Origin of the sequence: Streptomyces sp. ML-6, assembly GCF_030116705.1 — a bacterium.
Classification (GTDB): Bacteria; Actinomycetota; Actinomycetes; order Streptomycetales; family Streptomycetaceae; genus Streptomyces.
The window spans coordinates 637314-655834 of record NZ_JAOTIK010000002.1 but is presented as its reverse complement, the minus strand read 5'-3'; the positions used below and the strand labels follow the sequence as shown (position 1 = coordinate 655834).

Annotated in this window: 19 protein-coding genes and 1 pseudogene; 12 read left to right on the top strand and 8 right to left on the bottom strand. The window is 71.6% G+C overall.

Going from position 1 to position 18521, the window contains the following annotated elements; translation table 11 throughout:
• Positions 1–80: 80 nt before the first annotated feature.
• Positions 81–317 carry a hypothetical protein gene (locus OCT49_RS36825; protein ID WP_283856516.1) on the top strand — a complete coding sequence of 79 codons (237 nt, stop codon included), beginning with the start codon at positions 81–83 and terminating at the stop codon, positions 315–317.
• Positions 318–473: 156 nt separating this feature from the next.
• On the top strand, positions 474–848 hold the full coding sequence (locus OCT49_RS36820; RefSeq protein ID WP_283856515.1) for a hypothetical protein: 375 nt from the start codon (positions 474–476) through the stop codon (positions 846–848).
• A gap of 105 nt (positions 849–953) precedes the next feature.
• Here the strand turns inward: OCT49_RS36820 and OCT49_RS36815 are convergent, their stop codons facing one another.
• Positions 954–1814 carry an MBL fold metallo-hydrolase gene (locus OCT49_RS36815; RefSeq protein ID WP_283856514.1) on the bottom strand — a complete coding sequence of 287 codons (861 nt, stop codon included), beginning with the start codon at positions 1812–1814 and terminating at the stop codon, positions 954–956.
• Positions 1815–1961: 147 nt separating this feature from the next.
• Here OCT49_RS36815 and OCT49_RS36810 point away from each other — a divergent pair, with 147 nt between their 5' ends.
• Both OCT49_RS36810 and OCT49_RS36805 read left to right on the top strand, forming a co-directional pair.
• Complete coding sequence (locus OCT49_RS36810; protein ID WP_283856513.1) at positions 1962–2630, top strand: ArsR/SmtB family transcription factor; 669 nt, start codon at positions 1962–1964, stop codon at positions 2628–2630.
• Positions 2627–3928 (top strand): MFS transporter, encoded by a 1302-nt coding sequence (locus tag OCT49_RS36805; RefSeq protein WP_283856512.1) that lies wholly within the window; start codon positions 2627–2629, stop codon positions 3926–3928. The genes OCT49_RS36810 and OCT49_RS36805 overlap by 4 nt, the downstream gene beginning before the upstream one ends.
• Before the next feature lie 136 nt (positions 3929–4064).
• Here OCT49_RS36805 and OCT49_RS36800 read toward each other — a convergent pair whose 3' ends face one another.
• Positions 4065–4277, bottom strand: coding sequence for a DUF4287 domain-containing protein (locus tag OCT49_RS36800; protein WP_283856511.1), 213 nt, complete (start codon positions 4275–4277; stop codon positions 4065–4067).
• Between the two features lie 229 nt (positions 4278–4506).
• Between OCT49_RS36800 and OCT49_RS36795 the strand changes: the two genes are divergently transcribed.
• Positions 4507–5127 carry a TetR/AcrR family transcriptional regulator gene (locus OCT49_RS36795; protein WP_283856510.1) on the top strand — a complete coding sequence of 207 codons (621 nt, stop codon included), beginning with the start codon at positions 4507–4509 and terminating at the stop codon, positions 5125–5127.
• A 43-nt stretch (positions 5128–5170) separates the two neighbouring features.
• A pseudogene (locus OCT49_RS36790) lies at positions 5171–5482 on the top strand (alpha/beta fold hydrolase); the annotation flags it as partial.
• Between the two features lie 93 nt (positions 5483–5575).
• Here the strand turns inward: OCT49_RS36790 and OCT49_RS36785 are convergent.
• The 4 genes from OCT49_RS36785 to OCT49_RS36770 form a co-directional block, all read right to left on the bottom strand.
• Entirely contained in the window at positions 5576–5977 is a 402-nt protein-coding gene (locus OCT49_RS36785; RefSeq protein ID WP_283856509.1) for a DUF6009 family protein, read from the bottom strand.
• A complete protein-coding gene (locus OCT49_RS36780) occupies positions 5974–7488 on the bottom strand; it encodes a DNA primase family protein (RefSeq protein WP_283856508.1) in 1515 nt (504 codons plus the stop codon). Before OCT49_RS36780 ends, OCT49_RS36785 begins: the two co-directional genes overlap by 4 nt.
• Positions 7485–8597 carry a bifunctional DNA primase/polymerase gene (locus tag OCT49_RS36775; protein WP_283856507.1) on the bottom strand — a complete coding sequence of 371 codons (1113 nt, stop codon included), beginning with the start codon at positions 8595–8597 and terminating at the stop codon, positions 7485–7487. The genes OCT49_RS36780 and OCT49_RS36775 overlap by 4 nt, the downstream gene beginning before the upstream one ends.
• An 817-nt stretch (positions 8598–9414) precedes the next feature.
• Positions 9415–10032 carry an ArsR/SmtB family transcription factor gene (locus tag OCT49_RS36770; protein ID WP_283856506.1) on the bottom strand — a complete coding sequence of 206 codons (618 nt, stop codon included), beginning with the start codon at positions 10030–10032 and terminating at the stop codon, positions 9415–9417.
• A gap of 105 nt (positions 10033–10137) precedes the next feature.
• Here OCT49_RS36770 and def point away from each other — a divergent pair, with 105 nt between their 5' ends.
• The 3 genes from def (at position 10138) to OCT49_RS36755 (ending at position 13886) form a co-directional block, all read left to right on the top strand.
• A complete protein-coding gene (gene def, locus OCT49_RS36765) occupies positions 10138–10797 on the top strand; it encodes a peptide deformylase (RefSeq protein ID WP_283856505.1) in 660 nt (219 codons plus the stop codon).
• 112 nt (positions 10798–10909) lie between these two features.
• Positions 10910–11554, top strand: coding sequence for a putative DNA-mimic protein (locus OCT49_RS36760; protein ID WP_283856504.1), 645 nt, complete (start codon positions 10910–10912; stop codon positions 11552–11554).
• 436 nt (positions 11555–11990) lie between these two features.
• Positions 11991–13886 carry an ATP-binding cassette domain-containing protein gene (locus tag OCT49_RS36755; RefSeq protein WP_283856503.1) on the top strand — a complete coding sequence of 632 codons (1896 nt, stop codon included), beginning with the start codon at positions 11991–11993 and terminating at the stop codon, positions 13884–13886.
• 130 nt (positions 13887–14016) lie between these two features.
• Here OCT49_RS36755 and OCT49_RS36750 read toward each other — a convergent pair whose 3' ends face one another.
• Positions 14017–14919, bottom strand: coding sequence for a LysR substrate-binding domain-containing protein (locus tag OCT49_RS36750; protein WP_283856502.1), 903 nt, complete (start codon positions 14917–14919; stop codon positions 14017–14019).
• A 234-nt stretch (positions 14920–15153) separates the two neighbouring features.
• Between OCT49_RS36750 and OCT49_RS36745 the strand changes: the two genes are divergently transcribed.
• The 3 genes from OCT49_RS36745 (at position 15154) to OCT49_RS36735 (ending at position 17369) form a co-directional block, all read left to right on the top strand.
• Positions 15154–16380: a four-carbon acid sugar kinase family protein gene (locus OCT49_RS36745; RefSeq protein WP_283856501.1), complete on the top strand. Its 1227-nt coding sequence runs from the start codon at positions 15154–15156 to the stop codon at positions 16378–16380.
• 84 nt (positions 16381–16464) lie between these two features.
• On the top strand, positions 16465–16863 hold the full coding sequence (locus OCT49_RS36740; RefSeq protein WP_283856500.1) for a 4-hydroxythreonine-4-phosphate dehydrogenase PdxA: 399 nt from the start codon (positions 16465–16467) through the stop codon (positions 16861–16863).
• Positions 16860–17369: a PdxA family dehydrogenase gene (locus tag OCT49_RS36735; RefSeq protein WP_283856499.1), complete on the top strand. Its 510-nt coding sequence runs from the start codon at positions 16860–16862 to the stop codon at positions 17367–17369. The genes OCT49_RS36740 and OCT49_RS36735 overlap by 4 nt, the downstream gene beginning before the upstream one ends.
• 173 nt (positions 17370–17542) lie before the next feature.
• Here OCT49_RS36735 and OCT49_RS36730 read toward each other — a convergent pair whose 3' ends face one another.
• Positions 17543–18484 carry a glycoside hydrolase family 113 protein gene (locus tag OCT49_RS36730; protein ID WP_283856498.1) on the bottom strand — a complete coding sequence of 314 codons (942 nt, stop codon included), beginning with the start codon at positions 18482–18484 and terminating at the stop codon, positions 17543–17545.
• Between the last annotated feature and the right edge of the window lie 37 nt (positions 18485–18521).

The window sequence follows — 18521 nt, the reverse complement described above, 5'->3', positions numbered from 1 at the left end:
CGGGGAATTGACGGATCGAGGTGGGTGCCTGGACATAATTCGCAGGTGTGCGGCAATGGCAAGGACCTATTCTGCCCGTCATGATCGACTGGAAGAGCGTAGAGGCCGCCGACTGTGCCGTGCCCGCCGACCGGCCCATGGACGACCTCGTCCGCGAGCTGTCCCGCGCGCTGGCGGATCCCGATCCACTGGTCCGGGACGGCGCGCCCCACACCGTCCTCCGCCCCACCAGCGAACTGCCCGCACAGCCCCTCCACCACCGCGACGCGTTCAAGTCCGCCATCGCCACCGTCCTCGACCGGATCGTCAGACGCTGACCGACCACATCCGGTCCGGCCGGCCAGGCCGGCGCACACGCCCACCACAGACGACGGGGCCGGCACCGGTCGCGCACACCGGCCACCTCCTCGAGGAGAGCAGCGGGACGCGGAGCCGTGGCACGATGTACCGCATGCAGACGAACCGAAAGGTCCATGCCGCGTAACCGTCCAGGGCGCCTCCGGGCCGACACCGCCCGTCGCCGGACAGCGGAAACAGGGCCCGCGCCCGCCATCGACGGCCTGTCCTCGCGTGCGCTGTCCGAGATCTTCCGCCTCGAACACTCCCGCAACTACCTGCGGCCGGGAGACGTCGGCGCGGCCGTACGCCGGTGGAAGGACTACGCGCACCGCTCCGAACGCCAACTGTGGGACGACCACGAACAGGGCGACACGCACTGGTACTGCTGCGGCGACCCCTTCGAGGCCCGGGCCCTCCTCGACACCGTGATCCAGGCCATGTCGCCCCGGAACGCCCGGCAGCTCCGGCGGATCGTCAGCCGGCTCGACGCCGCCCCGAAGGGGACCTGAAGGGCCGGAAGGTCACCGGATCGGTGCTGCGGCGCCCGCCCGGCCTGTCCGGTTCGCCTCTGCCTGTGCCCCCGCCCCTGCGCCCGCCTCGCGCCGCTGCCGCGATCACGCCCGAAGGAACGGCTCCGTCAAGTGCGGTGTCGCCAGGTGCAGGGTGGTGCCGGTTCCGTGGTCGAGCATGCGCCGCCTCGAGCGTCCGGCCGCCTCGGGGTCGGTCTCGTGCGCGTAGGCGAGTGCGGGGTGGAGCAGTTGGAGCGCGTGCACCAGGAGGTCGCCGGTGACGAGCACCGACTCGCGCCCCTCGGCGACCAGCACGCTCTGGTGTCCGGGCGTATGGCCGGGCGTGGCGATCGCCCGCCCGGTGCGCAGCGGGGTGTCCCCGTCGAGGAGCCGGAGCCGGCCGGCGGCCGCGAGCGGGTCGGTGAGGGTCTCGCGAAGCTGCGGGTTGAGCGCGTCGAGGGCGTCGAACTCGGCTCGCTGGAACAGGTATTCGGCATTCGGGAAATAAGGACGACGGCCCCCGGCCGTACCGTCGCCGGCCACCGCGCCGCCACCCGCCGACGGTACGGCCGCCTCGGTCACGACCGCCCACCCGACGTGGTCGGTGTGCAGGTGCGTGAGCACCACGGTGTCGACCTCGGCCGGGTCGATGCCCACGGCGGCGAGCGACTCGGGGAGCACACCGGGCACGGGCGCCCACGCGGCGGCCGGGCCGTCCGCCGGACCGATCCCGGCGTCCACGATGGTGATGCCCTTGTCGCCGCGGATCGCGTACGCGCGGAACCGGAGCCACCAGCGCCCCTCCGCATCGACCGCGCCGGGGTCGTAGCGGTCGGCCTCGGCCCACTGGGCGGCCGTCGCGCCGGGGAAGGCGTCGGCGCGCGGTGAGAAGAACGGGCCCTCGCCGTCGGCGAGGGCGATGATCTCGGCCGAGCCGATCCGGAGGCGGGGAACGTTGAGGGGCATGGCCGCGATCCTGCCATGCCCATGAGGAGCACCGAGCCGGATCGCGCACCGGAAGCGGCCCGGCCGGAACAGGAGTGCAGAAAACCGCAAAGAGTTCTTCGCGAATAACTCTTTGCGAAGAACTCTTCGCGGTCTAGGGTGGGTGGCATGACAGATGCGGCGAAGAGGCCGGACACCCCGGCCGTCGAAGAGAACTCGGTCGTTCTGGACGCCAAGGGGCTGCGTGCCCTGGCCCACCCGGTACGCGTGCAGTTGGTCGGACACCTGCGGAAGTACGGCCCGTCCACAGCCACCCGCCTGGCGGAGCGGCTGGGCGTGAATTCCGGGACGGCCAGTTACCACCTGCGCCAGCTCGGCGCGGCCGGCTTCGTCGAGGAGGACACGGAGCGCGGCAACGCGCGCGAGCGCTGGTGGCGTTCGGTGCACCGGACGACGGAGCTCAGCGACCGGGATCTGGCCGAACAGGAACCCGAGGCCGCGCTGGCGTATCTGCAGTCCGTCTCCGCCACCTACACCCTTCGCGCCCAGCAGGCTCTGAACGAGCTGCAGACGATGCCCCGGGCGTGGCAGGGCACCTTCGACATGAGCGACTGGGCCCTGCGGCTCACGCCCGAGGAGACCATCGCCCTGCGCCAGGAGTTGTGGGACGTGCTCGCCCGTTACCGGTGGGACACGCCGGAGACGGCGGCGACCGCCCCCGAGGGAGCCGAGCGCATCGGCGTCATCACGCACATCCTGCCCGAGCTGGACACGTCCGCCCCGTCGGAGGAACCCGCTCCCGGGACGGGTTCCTCCGACGGGGCGGAGACGCCATGACGACGGACGCCCCGGGCGTCGACGAGATATCCGGCAGACGGTCCTCAAGGCCACTGGGCGGGGTACTGACGGCCATGGCCGTGTCGCTGACCGGTACCCGGATCTCCGTGGTGGCGCTGCCCTGGTTCGTGCTCGTCACGACCGGCAGCGCCACCATGACCGGGCTGGTCGCCTTCTGCGAGATGACGCCCTACGTGGTGGTCAAGGCGTTCACCGGGCCGCTCGTGGACCGGATCGGTCCCCGGTCCGTCTCCTGGACCACCGACCTGGCGAGCGCCGTCGCTGCTGCCGCCGTTCCCCTGCTCCACGCCCTGGACCTGCTGTCCTTCCCGCTCCTGCTGGTCCTGGTCGCGGCGATCGGCGCGGCCCGGGGACCGGGCGATCTGGCCAAGGAGGTCATGGTCCCGGAAGCCGCGGAGCGCAGCAGGGTGCCGCTGGAACGGGCCACCGGCCTGTCCGGCGTGATCGAGCGGCTCGCCTCCACCGTCGGCCCGGCGGCCGGCGGCTCCCTGGTGGCGCTGCTCGGCCCCATGGCGGGGCTCGTCATCAACGCGGGCTGCTTCGCCCTCGGCTCGGTGGTCATCGCACTGGCGCTGCCCCACGGCATGGGTCACGGGACCGCGGAGGACCCGTCGGGGAACGGCGGGAAGGAACCGGGCTACTGGCAACGCTTCGGCGAGGGCTTCACCTTCCTGCGGGGCGAACCGTTGCTGCTCACCCTCATCGTCATGGTGGGGATCACCAACCTGCTGGACGCGGCGATCTCCACGGTCCTCGTTCCCGTCTGGGCCAAGGAGTCCGGCAACGGGCCGAGCGCGATCGGCCTGACGGGCAGTGCGCTGGGAGCCGCGGCGGTCGCCGGGAGCCTCATCGCCGCGATGGCCGCGCACCGGCTGCGGCGCAGGACGATCGTGCTCGTCGGATTCCTGCTGGCGGGGGCGCCGAGGTTCCTGGTCCTCGCCTTCGACGCCCCGCTGGGGGCGGTACTGGCCGTCTTCGCCGTCAGCGGGTTCGGCGCCGGTTTCATCAACCCGGTGCTGGGGGCCGTCCTCTTCGAACGGGTGCCGCGCCGGATGCGAGGCCGGGTCAACGCGCTCGGCGACTCGCTGTCCTGGGCCGGGATCCCCCTCGGCGGACTGCTCGCCGGAGCAGCGGTGACCGCGGTCGGACTCGTGCCGGTGCTGCTCGTCTGCGGAACCGCGTACTTCCTCACCACGAACCTGGCGGGACTGCGGCCGGAATGGCGCGAGATGGACCCGCCGGGCGGGCGGGGCGCCCTGCCACCCCCGGGGGGCTGACCCCCGCGTGACGTCGCGCCGCACGGTCGGTGCCCCTGCCACCTGATCGCGGGGCGTGGCCGAGCCGTCCGGGCCGACCATGCGCGGGCCCCGTCCGCAGAAGCAGGCGCGCCGCAGGAACGGGCCCGGGCGCGGTTCACTTTCCGCTGTCCTCCGCGAGGGTGTGCGCGACGAGCGCGTTGGCGTGGCCGTGGCCCAGGCCGTGCTCGGTCTTGAGCCAGGAGACGAGCTCCATGTGCTTGGCCAGGGGCGAGGAGCGGATCAGGTCCTTCCACTCGGCGATCGGGCGGCCGTACTTCTTCTCGATCGAGGGGAAGTAGCTGGCGGGGCCCTTGACTGCTTCGGTCATGTCGAATCCCATCCGTTCGTGCCAGTGATCTTGTGTTGCCCGTCGCCCTGCCGGAGGGGCAGCGCGCGGGGCGGACCCGGTGACCGGGGCACCGATGGTCCGGGCCGTGTGATGTCTTCCGCGACGAGAGCCAGCATTGGAACTGGACGGTTCAGTACTGCTGCGGAACTGGACGGTACAGTACCCATGCAAGAACTGGACTGTCCAGTACCGAAAATCGGGAGGCGGCATGGAAACGAGCGAGCAGGGCCGGTCGGCGCTCAAGCGCCGGGCGATCATGGAGGCGGCGACCAGCGCGTTCCTGAGCAAGGGCTACTCCGGCACCAGCATGGACGACATCGCGAAGCTGGCCGCGGTGTCCAAACAGACCGTGTACAAGCACTTCTCCGACAAGGAGAAGCTGTTCGCCGAGATCGTTCTGGCCACCACCGACCGCATCGACGGCGTGATCGACACGGTGGCCGCCATCCCGGCCGACGCCGACACGCTGGAGGAGAACCTGACCCGTCTGGCCCGCCGACTCCTGACCACGCTCACCCAGCCCCAGGTCCTCCAGCTGCGGCGCCTGGTCATCGCCAACGCGGACGCCTTCCCCGAACTGGGCGCCAACTGGTACGAGCAGGGCTTCGAGCGGGTCCTGGCCACCCTGGCCACCACCCTCCAGCAACTCGCCGACCGCGGACTGCTCCGGATCGACGAACCGCTCCTGGCCGCCCACCACTTCTCCGGCCTGCTGCTGTGGATCCCCGTGAACAAGGCCATGTTCCACGGCAGTCCCCAGCACACCGAGGCCGAGCTGGACCACTACGCCGCCGCCGGCGTCCGGGCCTTCCTGGCCGCCTACCGCTGACCCCGCCGTCCCCCGTCCGACAACCCGTTCTCGAAGGAGTCACATGACCTGGTCCGAACGCACCGTCGTGCGCGACCACGTACGCATCTCCTGTCGCGACTGGGGCGGGACGGGAACGCCCGTCGTCCTGCTGCACGGGCTGGCCGGGCACTCGGGCAAATGGGACCCGATCGCCCGGCGCCTGCGCTCCCGGCACCGGGTCGTCGCGGTCGACCAGCGCGGCCACGGCGGCAGCGAGCGGCGCCCCCACGACCGCTCGCGCGCCCCGTACGTCGCCGACGTCGTCGCGGTCCTCGACCGGCTGAGCCGGCTGGACCTGCGACGGCCCGTCCTGGTCGGCCAGTCGCTCGGCGGCCCCTCACCGACCGCCCCCTGAACGCCGGCTGAGGCTCCCTCACCTGAGGGGCCGTGGAGCGCCCGTGGTCGGCGTACGGGGGACGCGCGGGGGCTACAGCGGGAGGGTTATGCCCATTTCCTGCATCGCCGGGGACGGCGGGCCGCCCTCGGAGCGGGCGGTCTTGCGGCCCTTGCGGCCCGGCTCCAGCGTGCGCGGGTCCACCGCCTCCGCGGGGGCCCCGATGGCGTACAGGCCCTCCGGTTCGCTGTCGCGGTCGTGCGGAAGCAGCCAGAAGACCCGGCGACGGAACGTACCGGACGAGCGCGACGCCTTCGCCTTGGGACCGAGCAGGGTGTACCCGACCATGCGACCGTCGCGGTGGTAGGCGGGCTTGCCCCGGCGGGTCGGCAGCCGGTCGAGGCTCTGTCGTACGTAGTCGAGGTCGGCGATGTCCTCCAGCCAGACGAGGTCGACTTCATGATTGATCTCGTCCTCTGCGATGAGGGCGCTCATGTTGTCTCCTGATCAGCGAGCAGTCCAATGCCCGGGTAGTACTTCCGCTGGTTGGACAGGATCATTTCCTTGGGCGACGCCAGTCCAACCGTCTCGCGGACCCTGGCCGCGAAGGCTCGCGACGAAACGGCCGGGGCACCCTCATTGTGACACCAGGACTTGTACGCCGCGTAGAGCGCTGCTTGTTCCGCCCTCAGCTCGGGGTCGACCCGGCAGGATTCGCTGATGAAGCGGCCGGTGTGGTCCTCGGTCTCGGCGTAGGCGGTCGTGGCGATGCGGACCCGTTCGGGGCCGGTGAGGACCTTCTCCCCGGCCAGGTAGCGACGGGCGCCCTCGATGAGCCAGTTGAGGATTCCCGGGCCTTCCTCGGTGACCAGGATGTCCGCCAGGTTGTCGATCTTGCGGTCGTCGGAGACCACGCGTTCGAACGGGATGAGCCGCATGCGGCGCCAGAACGCGAAGCCGCCGGTGCCGACCTCCGGGCGGTGGTTGCCCAGCAGCCACAGCTTGTGGGTGGGCTCGAAGCTGAAGAAGTCCTGCCGCATGCGGCGGGCCTTGATGCGGTCGCCGCCGGTGAGGAGCTTGACCCGGGCCTCGTCGAACTTGTCGCCGGGCTTGACCTCGCTGCACACGATGACCCTGCGGCCGTGCAGTTCGGCCAGGTCGGTGGGGTGCCCCTCGTAGGGGCGGGACATCAGGAAGCCGGGCGGGGCGGCGTCCGCGTAGTCGCCGAGCAGCTTCATCAGGACGTCCAGCAGTACCGACTTGCCGTTCTTGCCGGAACCGAACAGAAAGGGCATGACCTGCCCGCCCACGTCCCCCGTGATGGAGTAGCCGAGCAGCAGGTGCAGGAAGTCGACCATCTCCTCGCCGTCGGCATCCGCACCGAACGTGTCGGTGAGGAACCGGTGCCAGCGCGGGGTGGCCACGGCCTGCGGGGCCGCGCTGGTGGAGCGGGAGTGGAAGTCCTTGTTCGGGTCGGGCTTCCTGATGAGCCCCGTGTGCAGGTCGACGATCCCCGAGGGCGTGCACAGCGCGTACGGGTCGGCGTCCAGCCGCGCCGCGTTGAGCACCATGCCGGGGGCGGACTTGGCCTGGGTGAGCATCGCGTTCATGCCGCTGGTGCTCAGCGCGCGGCTGCGGTGCCGCTGGAGCGCCGCGCCGGTGAACACGCCGCGCGGGTCCGCGGAGGCGATGCTCTCGGCCAGGTCCCCGGCGGCCCAGATCACCGTGTCGTCCTCGTCGATCTGCCATCGGGTGCTGTCCCAGCGGTACCAGCCGAGTCCGGGGACGTGCCGGTAGTCGTTGGCGTACAGCTTGACGAACAGTTTGGCGTTGCCCCGGTCGGTGAGGGTGTCGGGCAGCAGGCCCGCCGCGGTGGCCTCGCCGTCCGGGGACTGGCCCGGGCCGGGATCGCCGCCCTGCGCGGGCAGGGGCGTGGGGACCTGCGCGAGGATCTGCGCGGCGACGGCCTGCGGGTCGAAGAGTGCGTTGTCGTCCCGGGAGATCACGCGCGGCCTCCCGGGGACAGTGGGCGCAGCAGGCCCGCGTTCAGACCGCTGCGGATGATGGCGCCGTAGCGTCGCTCCTGGCCGGGGCGGGCCTGTTCGGCGGCGTCCCGCAGTGCCTGCTCCGCGGCGTCCGCCGAGAGGTGGCCGCTCGCGACCAGTCCCCCGACGGTGTACGCGGCCCGGTTCAGCTTCGCGGAGAAGGCCGCCCCCTCGGGGACGCTCGCACAGGCGGCGACCTCCCCGAGGACCTTCGCCAGGGCCCGGCCCGCCGCGTCCCGGCCGCCACCGGCCGCCAGCACCGCCTGCCGGGCCCTGGGGGGCACGGGACGCGGTGCGGGGACGTGAGCGGGTGGGAGGTGCCCGGTACGGGCGAGCTCGCGGGCCAGCCAGTCGGGGAGGGCCGCCGGTTCGCGTGCCGGGCCGATGGCCGTGTAGGTGCCCGCGGCCGTGGTGGTGCCGGGCGCGACGATGTACCCGCCGTGGGCCCGGACATCGACCTGCCAGGCCAGGGCGCGGGTGCTGCTCGAACCCGCGGAGCACTGCCAGCGGTGGCTGCCATGGGCGCGGTACCACACGTGAAGGCCTCCGGACGGCGTGCGTACACGCAAGGTCGTTTCGTCGTCCGCCGGGCTGACGGCGCCCCGCAGGGCGGCCAGCACGCCCAGGGTGTGGAATCCGTTGGCCAGGCCGCCCAGGTCCACGCTGCGGGGAATCGGGATGCCCGGCAGCAGGCGGTCCCGGTCCGGGGGCTGCTGCCGGTGCGCGTCGATGTCGATGACCACCAGGTGGGCGGGGCCGCAGGCGACGCCGACCCCGAGGCCGGGGTGGTTGAACCACCACTGCTCGATGCGGGCGAAGTCCAGGGTGGCGGCGTGGAAGCCGTGGCACCAGCGACCGGCCTGGATGCAGGCGCACCCCTTGTGGGTGTGGCCGGGCTGCCGACACCTGTCGCAGTTCGCCGTCGGGGTCTTGCGGCCCGGTGTCAAGGGATGGACCGGCCAGCCACGGCTGGCACACCACCTGGCAAGATCCACGCTGCGCGGAGCGACTACCGGCGGAGACCCGGGTCGCTCCCGGTCGCTGGGTGAAACGTCCAGCTCATGCGCCATGCGCACCCCCCATCAGCGACCAAAGCGACTCAACGACGAACATAGATTATCGAAGCCCGGGTTACCGAGGGGGGCTCTGGGCGAGAAACCGCTTCATCGTGTCGGCGAGAAGCGCATCCGGCCGACGAAACGGTCATCAGCGACTGAAGCATCGACGCACCAGCGACTCGGAACGCTTCGGTCGCTTTCTCAGTAGCTGAGAAAAAGCCCAGGTCAGAGACTTACAAAACCCCAAACAGCGACTGAAGCGACTCAAGGCCCGTATATATGACGCACACGCGCACGCGCGAATGTCCTCATATACCCGATACTTCAGTCGCTCCAGTCGCTATGGCCCCTGAAAACCTGCTCTGACCTGGGCTTTTGAAAAAACTCTGGAAGCGACCGAGAAGTTCTTCGGTCGCTCGACTTCAGTCGCTGCCCCGATGACCCCCAGCGACTCAGCGATCCAGCGACCGAACCCAGCGACCGAAGCCCGCCCCCGCGCGGCCTCTTCCGCAGGAATTCGGAATTCCGGGTTCAGAGTCGCTTCAGTCGCTTGGGTAGCTCCGGTCGCTGCCCCGCCGCACCAGGGGGTTCACCTCACCGATGCGTCCATCGAGATGGTCTTGGTGATGACCCCGGTTCGCCGAGCGATGCAGAGCTGAAGCCCTCCGCCCCGCCCCTGGCAGGAAGAGAGAGGCAGCCCCTGCGGCCGTCGGGCCCGAGGCCCCACCGCCCACCAGGTGGTTGCCCTCCGTCCGTCCGGACGATCGGAGCGGGCCGGCCGGCCTCCAGGCGTGCGCGAGGGCCTCGGGGCGAATGCGGCCGGGCCCGCTCATGATTCGTCCGCTGCGCCGCCGTCACCGCTGCCGCCGGCGCCGGGCCGCTCCTGCTCGTTCAGCAGGGGGAACAGCCGGGTGACCGCAGCCACGGCCATGGTGCCGGGCGGGCGGGCGGCGGGGTGGCGGTCCCGTTCGTGGTAGCCGGCCAGCAGGAGGCGGATGGAGGCGGCGAGTTCGGCCATCTCCTCCGGGGTGAGGTGGACCACGGCACTGAAGGACTCGTCGTGCCGCCACTCGGCCGGTGCCAGGTCCCGGTGGGCCAGCCAGTGCTGGTAGCTCTCGTCCTCCAGCCCGCGCGCGAGTACGTCGAACTCCTCCGGCGTCTCCCCCTCGGACGGCTGGGAGTCCTCCCAGCGCAGCCGCCAGGGCCGGGTCCGCCCGTCCTTGTGCGGCACCTCCTCGATCAGCCCGTGCCGGGCGAGCTGGCGCAGGTGGAAGGAGCAGAGCCCCGAACTGAGACCGAGGCGGGCGGCGGCCCGGGTGGACGTGACGGTACCGACCTCGGCCAGCAGGTCCAGCAGGGCGATGCGCACCGGATGGTCCGGGAGCGTGTGCCGGGTGGGGCGCGGGGACGGGTCCGTGGGCGCGGGTCTACGGTTCTCCTCACTCATTTTGCAAAGAGTGCTACTTTGCAAAGCATTCGGTCAAGCTGAACCGCGGTCGGCCACGGTGCTTCTCCGGCCGGCCCGGGCGCGTACGGAAGGCGTTGATGCTCCATGGCTGTTCGGTTCGGTGACACCCCGCAGGACCGTCGGGTGCGGGTGCAGGGCGAGCCCGTCGATTCGTATCCACGGCTCGCACCGGAGGTGGAACGGGGAGCGGTGCGCCGCATCACCGTCGTCGGCGAGGAGATCCTCGGCCGACGGTGCCAGGAGGTCACCGGCTTCGGCACGCCCGAGTTGTCACGGCTGATCGACGACATGTTCGCCACGAACCGGGCGGCGGAGGGCGCGGGGCTGGCGGCCAACCAGATCGACGTGGACCTGCAGCTGTTCGTCTGGGACATCACGGACGAGTGGGGCGTGCGGCACGTCGGGCACATCGCCAACCCCGTCCTGGACGAGGTGGCGGCCGAACACCGCGTACTGGTCGAGGAGTCCGAGGGATGCCTGTCGGTCCCCGGCCCCTACCGCGTGGTGCCCCGCCTCGACCGCGCCGTCGTCCGGGGCCGGGACAAGGACGGCAACCCACTGGTGATCGAGGGCCGGGGCTACTTCGCCCGGTGCCTCCAGCACGAGACGGACCACCTCCACGGCCACCTCTACCTGGACCGGCTCGCCCAGCGGGAACGGAAGACCGCCCTCCGGGAGATGGCCGGGGCCAAGGAAGCGGTGTTCGCCCGCCGCGCCGCCCTGGCCGCGGAGTTGGGCAAGTGACCGGCGCGTGACGGCCGGACCCGGAACTCTCGCAATTGGAAGCCCGTATGGAAAGTCCGTATTGGAGGTCCGTACTGGAGGTCTGTTCGATCGGGGCTGACAGAATCGAGGCATGGGTTTGAACATGATCGTCGGTGTGCCCGCCCACGCCGAGAACGACTGCACCGGGACGGCCAGCGCCGACCTCGCCGTGATCGGGGAACTGCTGGAGCGGGCGGGAGCGCAACCGTGGACCGGGCCAGGGCCGGCCGAGGCGCGGGGCACGGATTTCGAGATGTGGGGCTACTCGGGCCTGCACGCCGTGCGTCGACTCGCCGTGCACCTCGAGGCGCACGGACGGCTGCCCGAGCCGCTGGACGGGAGCCAACGGGCAACCGACGATCCGCTCCTGATCGAGGTCTACCAGTCGCTCCCCGGTGATCCTCCCGGACCGTTCGACCATCTGATCCATCATTCGGACTGCGAGGGCTACTACGTGCCCGTGGACTTCGCCCCCGTCATCGTCGACGAGAAGGTACTGGGCGGCCACCTCGGCTCCTCGGTGCGGCTGCTGGCGGAAGTCCGTCGGATCGCGGAGGCCCTCGGCCTTCCCGAAGACCTCGATCCGGACTCCGAAGAGGTCGTCGACGCCGCCGACGCCGAGGAACCGGCCGCCGAGGGATGGCAGCGCTACGGCATCGAATCCCATGACTGCCTGCAACTCCTCGCAGCCGCGAAACTCTCCGTCGCGACCGGGGCGGCCATCGCCTTCACCTGAAAGTCGCGGAGTTCCGCGGCCGGGCCCGGCAAGAGGTTTGCAAGAGGCCCCGCAAGCCGGATCGCGGTCAATGCCACCGCTCGCGATCCGGCTTTCGATATTCCGGTTCCAGAGTCGCTTCGGTCGCTTCGGTCGCTCCGATCGCGCAGACGCCGGCACCTCGTCCACCGGGCCGAACGTCGGCGCCGCATGCCAGGCCCCGGGGCCGGGTACGCCAAGCCGGCAGGCCAACCCCGTACGTCACATGCGTCTCGCGTTCGGCGTTTCGGCCACCCGGCGGTGTCGTACGACGGCTCCAGTACGGCGATTGCACGTTCGAGCCCAGGGGATTCAAGGGCTCCAACGAGTCCGAAATCGAGCGTGTTCGATTCCTCTGTCGCGTCGTTGAGCCGTGCACTGCCGGACCGTCCAGGTGCGGCATCGACCCCTTGGAGGGATGCGGGTGACCGTGACCGACACCTCGACCGAGAACGTGAAGACCCCTCCCCCACCGCCGCCCGCCTCCATCACCTACGGGGGCGAGCAGGGCAAGAACCCGCTGGCGGACGTGAGTTTCGGGGCCATGTGCCATCGGCTGCCCTCCGTGCTCGGGCGCACCGCCCGCATGGCCTGGGCCGTCGACAGGACCGGCGTCGTCCTGCTCCTGGCCTGCCAGCTCCTCACCGGCGTCGCCGCCGCCGTCGTCCTCGTGTCCACCGCGCGGGCCATGACGCACGTCCTCGGCACCGGCACCGTGTCCGAACGCCTGCACGCCGCGCTCCCCGCCCTGATCGTGGTAACGACCGCGGCGGCCGTCAGCCGGACCAGTGCTGCCCTGGCCGCGTACGCCGACGGGCGCATCGCGCCCCTGCTGCTGACCGAGGCCGATGTCGCGCTGGTCTCCGCGGTCTGCCGCGTCGAGGCATCCGCGTACGGCGAGGACGGGTTCGCAGACCGTCAGGAGGCCGCCGAAGTCGGCGTCATCCGCACCCGGATGATGGTGCAGGACGCCCAGCGGTTCATGGCCGCGCTGATCCGTATGGTCGCCGCGAGCGGAGTCGTCACGGCGCTGCACTGGACGATGCTCCCGTTGCTCCTGCTCGCCGTCGTACCGGCCGGCGTCGGTGCCGTGCTCTGTGCACGGGTCGACTACGAGATCCACTACGCCAACGTGGGCGACCGCAGCGTCCGCGGCATGATGCGCTGGTGGGCCACCCACTCCCGGCACGGCGACGAGGTCCGCGCCAACGGGATGACCGGCTACCTCGTCCACTGGTACCGCTCCCTGTCCGACCGCATCGACCGGCGGACCCTCACCGCCGCGCCCCGGATGCTCCGCATCGTCCTGGCGAGCAGCGCCCTGGGCGGCGTGTTCCTGCTGGGCACCTGGGCCGCCCTCGCCTGGCTGGCCGGCACCGGCCGCGTCGCCCTTCCGGTGGCCGCCACCGCGGTGATCGCCGTCCAGACGACGCTGGCCGCCCTCTCGCAGTTCGTCCTGCACGGCGCGGCGATGTTCCACACCTCCCTGTACCTCGCCGACATGCGGTCCTTCCTCGACCTGGCCGCCGAGCGCGCCCCGAAGCGCGGCGGACTCACCGTCCCCGACCGCGTCGACGAGATCCGGCTCGACGAAGTCGTGTACCGCTACCCCGGCAAGGAGGCACCCGCCGTCGACGGCGTCTCGCTCACCCTGCGCCGCGGCGAGATCCTGGCCGTCGTCGGCGAGAACGGCTCGGGCAAGTCCACCCTGGCCAGGCTCCTCACCGGCATCCTGCTCGCCGACGAGGGACGCGTCCTGTGGGACGGCACCGACCTCGCCGAGGCCGATCCCGAGTCCGTGTGGAAGCGCACCGCGCTCGTCCCGCAGAACTTCGCCTGCTGGCCCCTGCGCGCCAGGGAGAACATCACCCTCGGCCAGCCCCGGACGTTCGACGACGTGCCGGTGTGGGAAGCCGTCGACGCCGTCGGGATGCGGGACGCGATCGAGAAGCTGCCCCACCGGCTCGACACGCTCCTGGCACGCGAACTGTTCGGCGGGGTCGAGCTGTCCGGCGGCCAGTGGCAGCGGCTGGTGTGCGGCCGGGCGCTGTACCGGCGAACGCCGCTGCTGATCCTCGACGAACCGACCTCGCAGATGGACCCCCGCGGGGAGCACCAGATCTTCCTGGAGATCAGGCGCATCGCCGCCGAGCGCATGACCGTCGTCGTCACGCACCAGCTGGAGAACACGCGTCTGGCCGACCGGATCGTCGTCATGCGCGACGGCCGCGTGATCGAGCAGGGCGGGTACGAGGAACTGGCCGGTGCGGGCGGCCTGTTCGCGGAGTTGCTCGCCCTGGCCAAGGACCGGTGACCGGTGAGGAAGGGGCGGCTTCTCACCGGGAGCGGATCCGTCTCTCCAGCCCCTCCAGTGCCTCCCAGCCTTCCCCCGGCCCTTCCTCGCGCGCCAGGAAGGGCCGGGGGAAGGCCAGGGAACGTCGAGGTCACGGCTGATCGGGATCGGCTTCCAGCCGGGCCGTTCGCGTCCGCAGCCATGAGGTCAGATCGCGGACGCGGGTGTCCTGTTCGGGCGGTCGGCGGCTGAGCAGGTGGTAGCTGGTGCCATCGGGGACGAACCCGAAGGGGGCGGCGAGCTGTCCCCGTTCCAGGTCGTCGCGGACGACGGCGTACGGGGCGATTGCGACCCCGACGCCGGCCGCAGCGGCCTGGAGGGTCAGGTAGAAGTGCTCCAGGGTCTGCTGCGCGGCCGGCTCCGCCGCCAGGCCGGTGATGCGCCGCCAGTTGTCCCAGGCCCGCGGCCGGGTGCCCGTGTGCAGGAGGACCGCCGCCGTCACACCATCGGCGGCCGTGAGCCGGGCCGCGAGGTCGGGTCGGCAGACCGGCCCGATCCGCTCGGCGAACAAACGGGTGCCGGTGGCCTCCTCGGGGAAGGGGAAGTCGTCCCGGCGGATCGCGAGGTCGACGCCGTCCCGTTCGAAGGAGACGGGGCCGCCCCCGGCGGACAGATGGACGGTGGCGTCCGGCACTCTCGCGTTCAGGTCGGGCAGCCGGGGAATGAGCCACCGCATCAGGAGCGTGGGCTCGCACGAGAGGGTGAGCGGCCCGGCGGGAGTGCGCCGGGAGCCCTGCCGGGCCGCCGCGGCGATCTGGTCGAGCGCGTCCCGGACGACGGCGGCCAGTTGGCGCGCCTCCTGGGTGGGGTGCAGGGCGCGTGCCCGCCGTTCGAACAGTGAGGTCCCGAGGGCCCGTTCCAGGTTCTGGATCTGCCGGCTCACCGCGCCGTGCGTCACGTGCAGTTCCCGCGCCGCCGAGGTCACGCTCGCGTGCCGGACGGTCGCCTCGAAGGGCAGCAGGGTGTTGAGAGGAGGAAGGACCGACCACCGCATCTGTGAATTTTACTCACGCGACCTGTGAGAACGAATCGTTTGTCCTGCTCATTCGGCTGCACGACCATTGACCCGGTCACGGATGGATCCGGCAGGACTGACCGAGTCGGCAGGACTGGCAGGGTCAACACGACTGCCGGAGCCGGCAGGTCCGACAAGACGGGCAAGACCGGCAGTGCCGCAGGGGTACGGAACGGCCGGAGTCGGCAGAGTCGATCGACGGAGAGGTGGGGCATGGCATCCCGCAATGGCGCCGGGCCGGACATCGTCATCCTGGCGGATGACCTGACCAGCGCCGGGGACGGTGCCGCTCCGTTCCGCCGTACCGGCCACGAGGCGCGGATCCTGCTCTCCGCCACGCCGAGGGCGCCTCGGCACGTCCCGAGCGGGCGAACCGCTCCCGTCCCGGGCGTGCGGGCGATCGACCTCGGCAGCCGTCTGCTGGCCGAGGAAGCGGCCGCCACGTGCACGGAACGGGCCGCGCGCCTGTCCGCCGATGCCGCCCTGCTCCTCAAGACGGTGGACTCCACCCTGCGCGGCCATGTCGCCGCGGAGGTCCGGGCCGCGTGGGCGGGTTCGGGGCGGCGGGCCGTCATCATCGCCCCGGCCTTTCCCGCGGAGGGTCGGGTGACGGTGGACGCTGTCCAGTACGTGCGGGGGGTGCCGGTGCACGAGAGCGACTTCGCCCGCGACCCCGCGCACCCGGTGCGGTGTGCGGACCTGACGGAGTTGTTCCCGGAGGCCGTCGCGGTCGGCCCGGACCGGGTGGCCGACCTGCCCGCACGGGTCGGTGACGGGGGCCCGATCGTCTGTTCCGCCGCCTCGGACGCCGATCTCGACCGTCTGGTGGCGGCGGTGCCGCACCTCGACGACGTGCTGTGGGTCGGCTCCCCGGGACTTGCGGCGGCCCTGGCCCGCAGATGCGCCCGCCGGTCCGGTGCCGGGGTCACCGTTCCCGTACCCGTCCCGGCCCGCAGGCCGCTCATCGTCGTCGGCAGCGCCAACCCGGCGACCCGGCGGCAGTTGGCCGCGCTCCACGACCGGGCGGACGTCCGGGGAGTCACCATCGGCGACGACCCGGACGCGACGGTCCGGGCACTGCGCGACCTGACGGCCCCCGTCCTCACCCTGCGGACACCCGATGAGCGCCGTACGCCGACGACCGCGCGGGCGCTCGCCCGGTCCTTGGCCACGGTCGTACGGACCCTGACCGGGGAGGGCCTCGTCGACGCGCTCGTGGTCACCGGAGGGGAGACGGCCGCGACCGTGCTCCGGTCCCTCGGCGTGACCGGCGTCGACCTGCTCGACGAACCCGAGCCCGGAGTCGCCCGCGGCACCCCGCTCGGAGCCCCCCGCGTCCCCGTACTGATCAAGGCGGGCGGCTTCGGCGACGACGGTCTGCTCCTGCGCCTGTGCGACCTCGTCCGGCAGCCCCTCGCCCCCCGACAGGAGCACATATGACCCCGCTGGCCGTCACCATGGGCGGATCCCTGCGAAATCGGCCCCGAGATCACCCTCAGGGCCTGTGCCGACCCGCGTCGCACCGTGCCCCTCGTCGTCATCGGCGACCCGGGCGTTCTCGCCCGCGCCGCCGAGGTCGTCGGCCCCCGGCTGGCGCTCCGCCCGATCCCGTCCGTCGACCGGGCGGCACACACCCCCGGCACGGTGGACGTCATCGCCGGGAGCGACCTGCCCGACGACCTGCCCCGGGGAACGCTCGACGCCCGCGCGGGCGCGGCGGCCTTCCAGTACGTACGCCAGGGCATCCGGCTCGCCCTGAACGGCGACGTACGGGCGCTGGTGACCGCACCGATCAACAAGGAGGCCCTGCGCCTGGCCGGAGTCCCGCCACCCCGGGCACACCGAGCTGCTGGCCGATCTGTCCGGCACCACCGACTACGCGATGATGATGGGCCAACGACGAGCTGCGCGTCGTCCTGGTGACGGGCCACCAGTCCCTGCGCACGGCGCTCGACGCGATCGACACCGAACGCGAACTCGGCGTCATCCGGCTCACCCACCGCACGCTCCGACGCGGCGGTCTGCCCGCCCCGCGCATCGCGGTCGCCGGGCTCAACCCGCACGCCGGGGAGAACGGCCTGTTCGGCCGCGAGGACCTGGACGTCATCGCCCCGGCGATCCGGGCAGCCCGGGACGAGGGAATCCTGGCGAGCGGGCCCTGGCCCTCCGACACCGTCTTCATGAGGGCCCGCGCCGGGGAGTTCGACGCCGTGGTCGCGCAGTACCACGACCAGGGCCTCATCCCGGTCAAGTACCTGGGGCTGGAACGCGGCGTCAACATCACCATCGGGCTGCCCTTCGTCCGCATCGGTGTCGACCACGGCACGGCCTTCGACCTCGCGGGGACCGGGAGGGCCGATCACACCAGCCTGCTCACCGCCCTGCACCACGCCGACCGGCTGTCCTCGATGACCGGCTGTCCTCGATGACCGGCTGTCCTCGATGACTGGCTGTCCTTGATGACCAGCTGTCCTTGATGACGCCCGACCGCCGTGACTGACGCGACTGTTGAACTGCCGTGACCGACATGGCTGATGCGGTCGGCGTCGGCGTGGCCGATGTACGGGGAGGCGCCGGTGGACCGGGAGGGCCGTTCCGTCCTTCAGTCGCGGCGGTACCTGGCCGCCATCGCGTGGAACACCTTCTTCGGCTCCCAGCGGGTCCCGTCGAGCATGCGGACCACACCGTAGGAACCGAGATCCGCGTCGCCCGGCCTGCTGTAACCGGCAAAGGTGAACCAGAGCGCGGTGTCCACGCCCTCCTCCTCGAAGATGTCCAGCATCTCGGTGAGGTGGCGGACCTGCTCGTCCTCGTCCGGTACCGCGTCCTGCGGGACCTGCCAGGCCGAGCCGCCGCGCTCGCCCGCGCCCCGGTAGGCACAGGTCCCGTACTCGGTCACCGCCACGGGCTTGTCGTGGGCGAGGTGTCCCCGCAGTTCGGACCGGAAGGTGTCGGCGTTGTGGGTGGAGCGGTAGGCGTCCACGCCGACGAGGTCGAACGGGCTCCAGTCGACGAACTCCCAGGGAGCCGCGGCGTACGTGACGCGCCCGCCGAAGTGGGCACGCACCGTTTCGGCGACCCGGAGGAGGAAGTCGTTGAGCCGTTCCTGCACCGGGCCGAGGCCGTTCCACCACTCCATGTCGGCCTCGGCCATGGTCCGCAGGCGGTCGCCGTAGGTCTCCCCCGGGATGAAACCGCCGCAGAACGCGCTCATCTCGCAGCCCGCGACGAACACCACTTCGGCACCGCTCAGCCGTAAGTCCTCGGCCCGGCGGGCGCAGTCGGCGAAGAACGGCAGCAGCCGGTCGGCGGGAAGGTCCACGGGGAACGGGGCGAACCACACCTCCAGGCCGAGGTCCGCCGCGCAACGGGCGGCGATGTCGAGCCGTTCGGGATCGCGGCCGGATATGCGTACGGCATCGCAGTGCAGCTCGCCGGAGATCACCGCCATGTCGCGCCGGGCCGCCTCGGGGTCGAAGACCTTGCGGGAGAGGTCCTGGCCCGGGAGGAACCCGGTGTCGTAGTTGATGCCCCGTGCGCGCATACCATCGCTCCTTCGGGTCGTTCTCCGGACGGCGGGT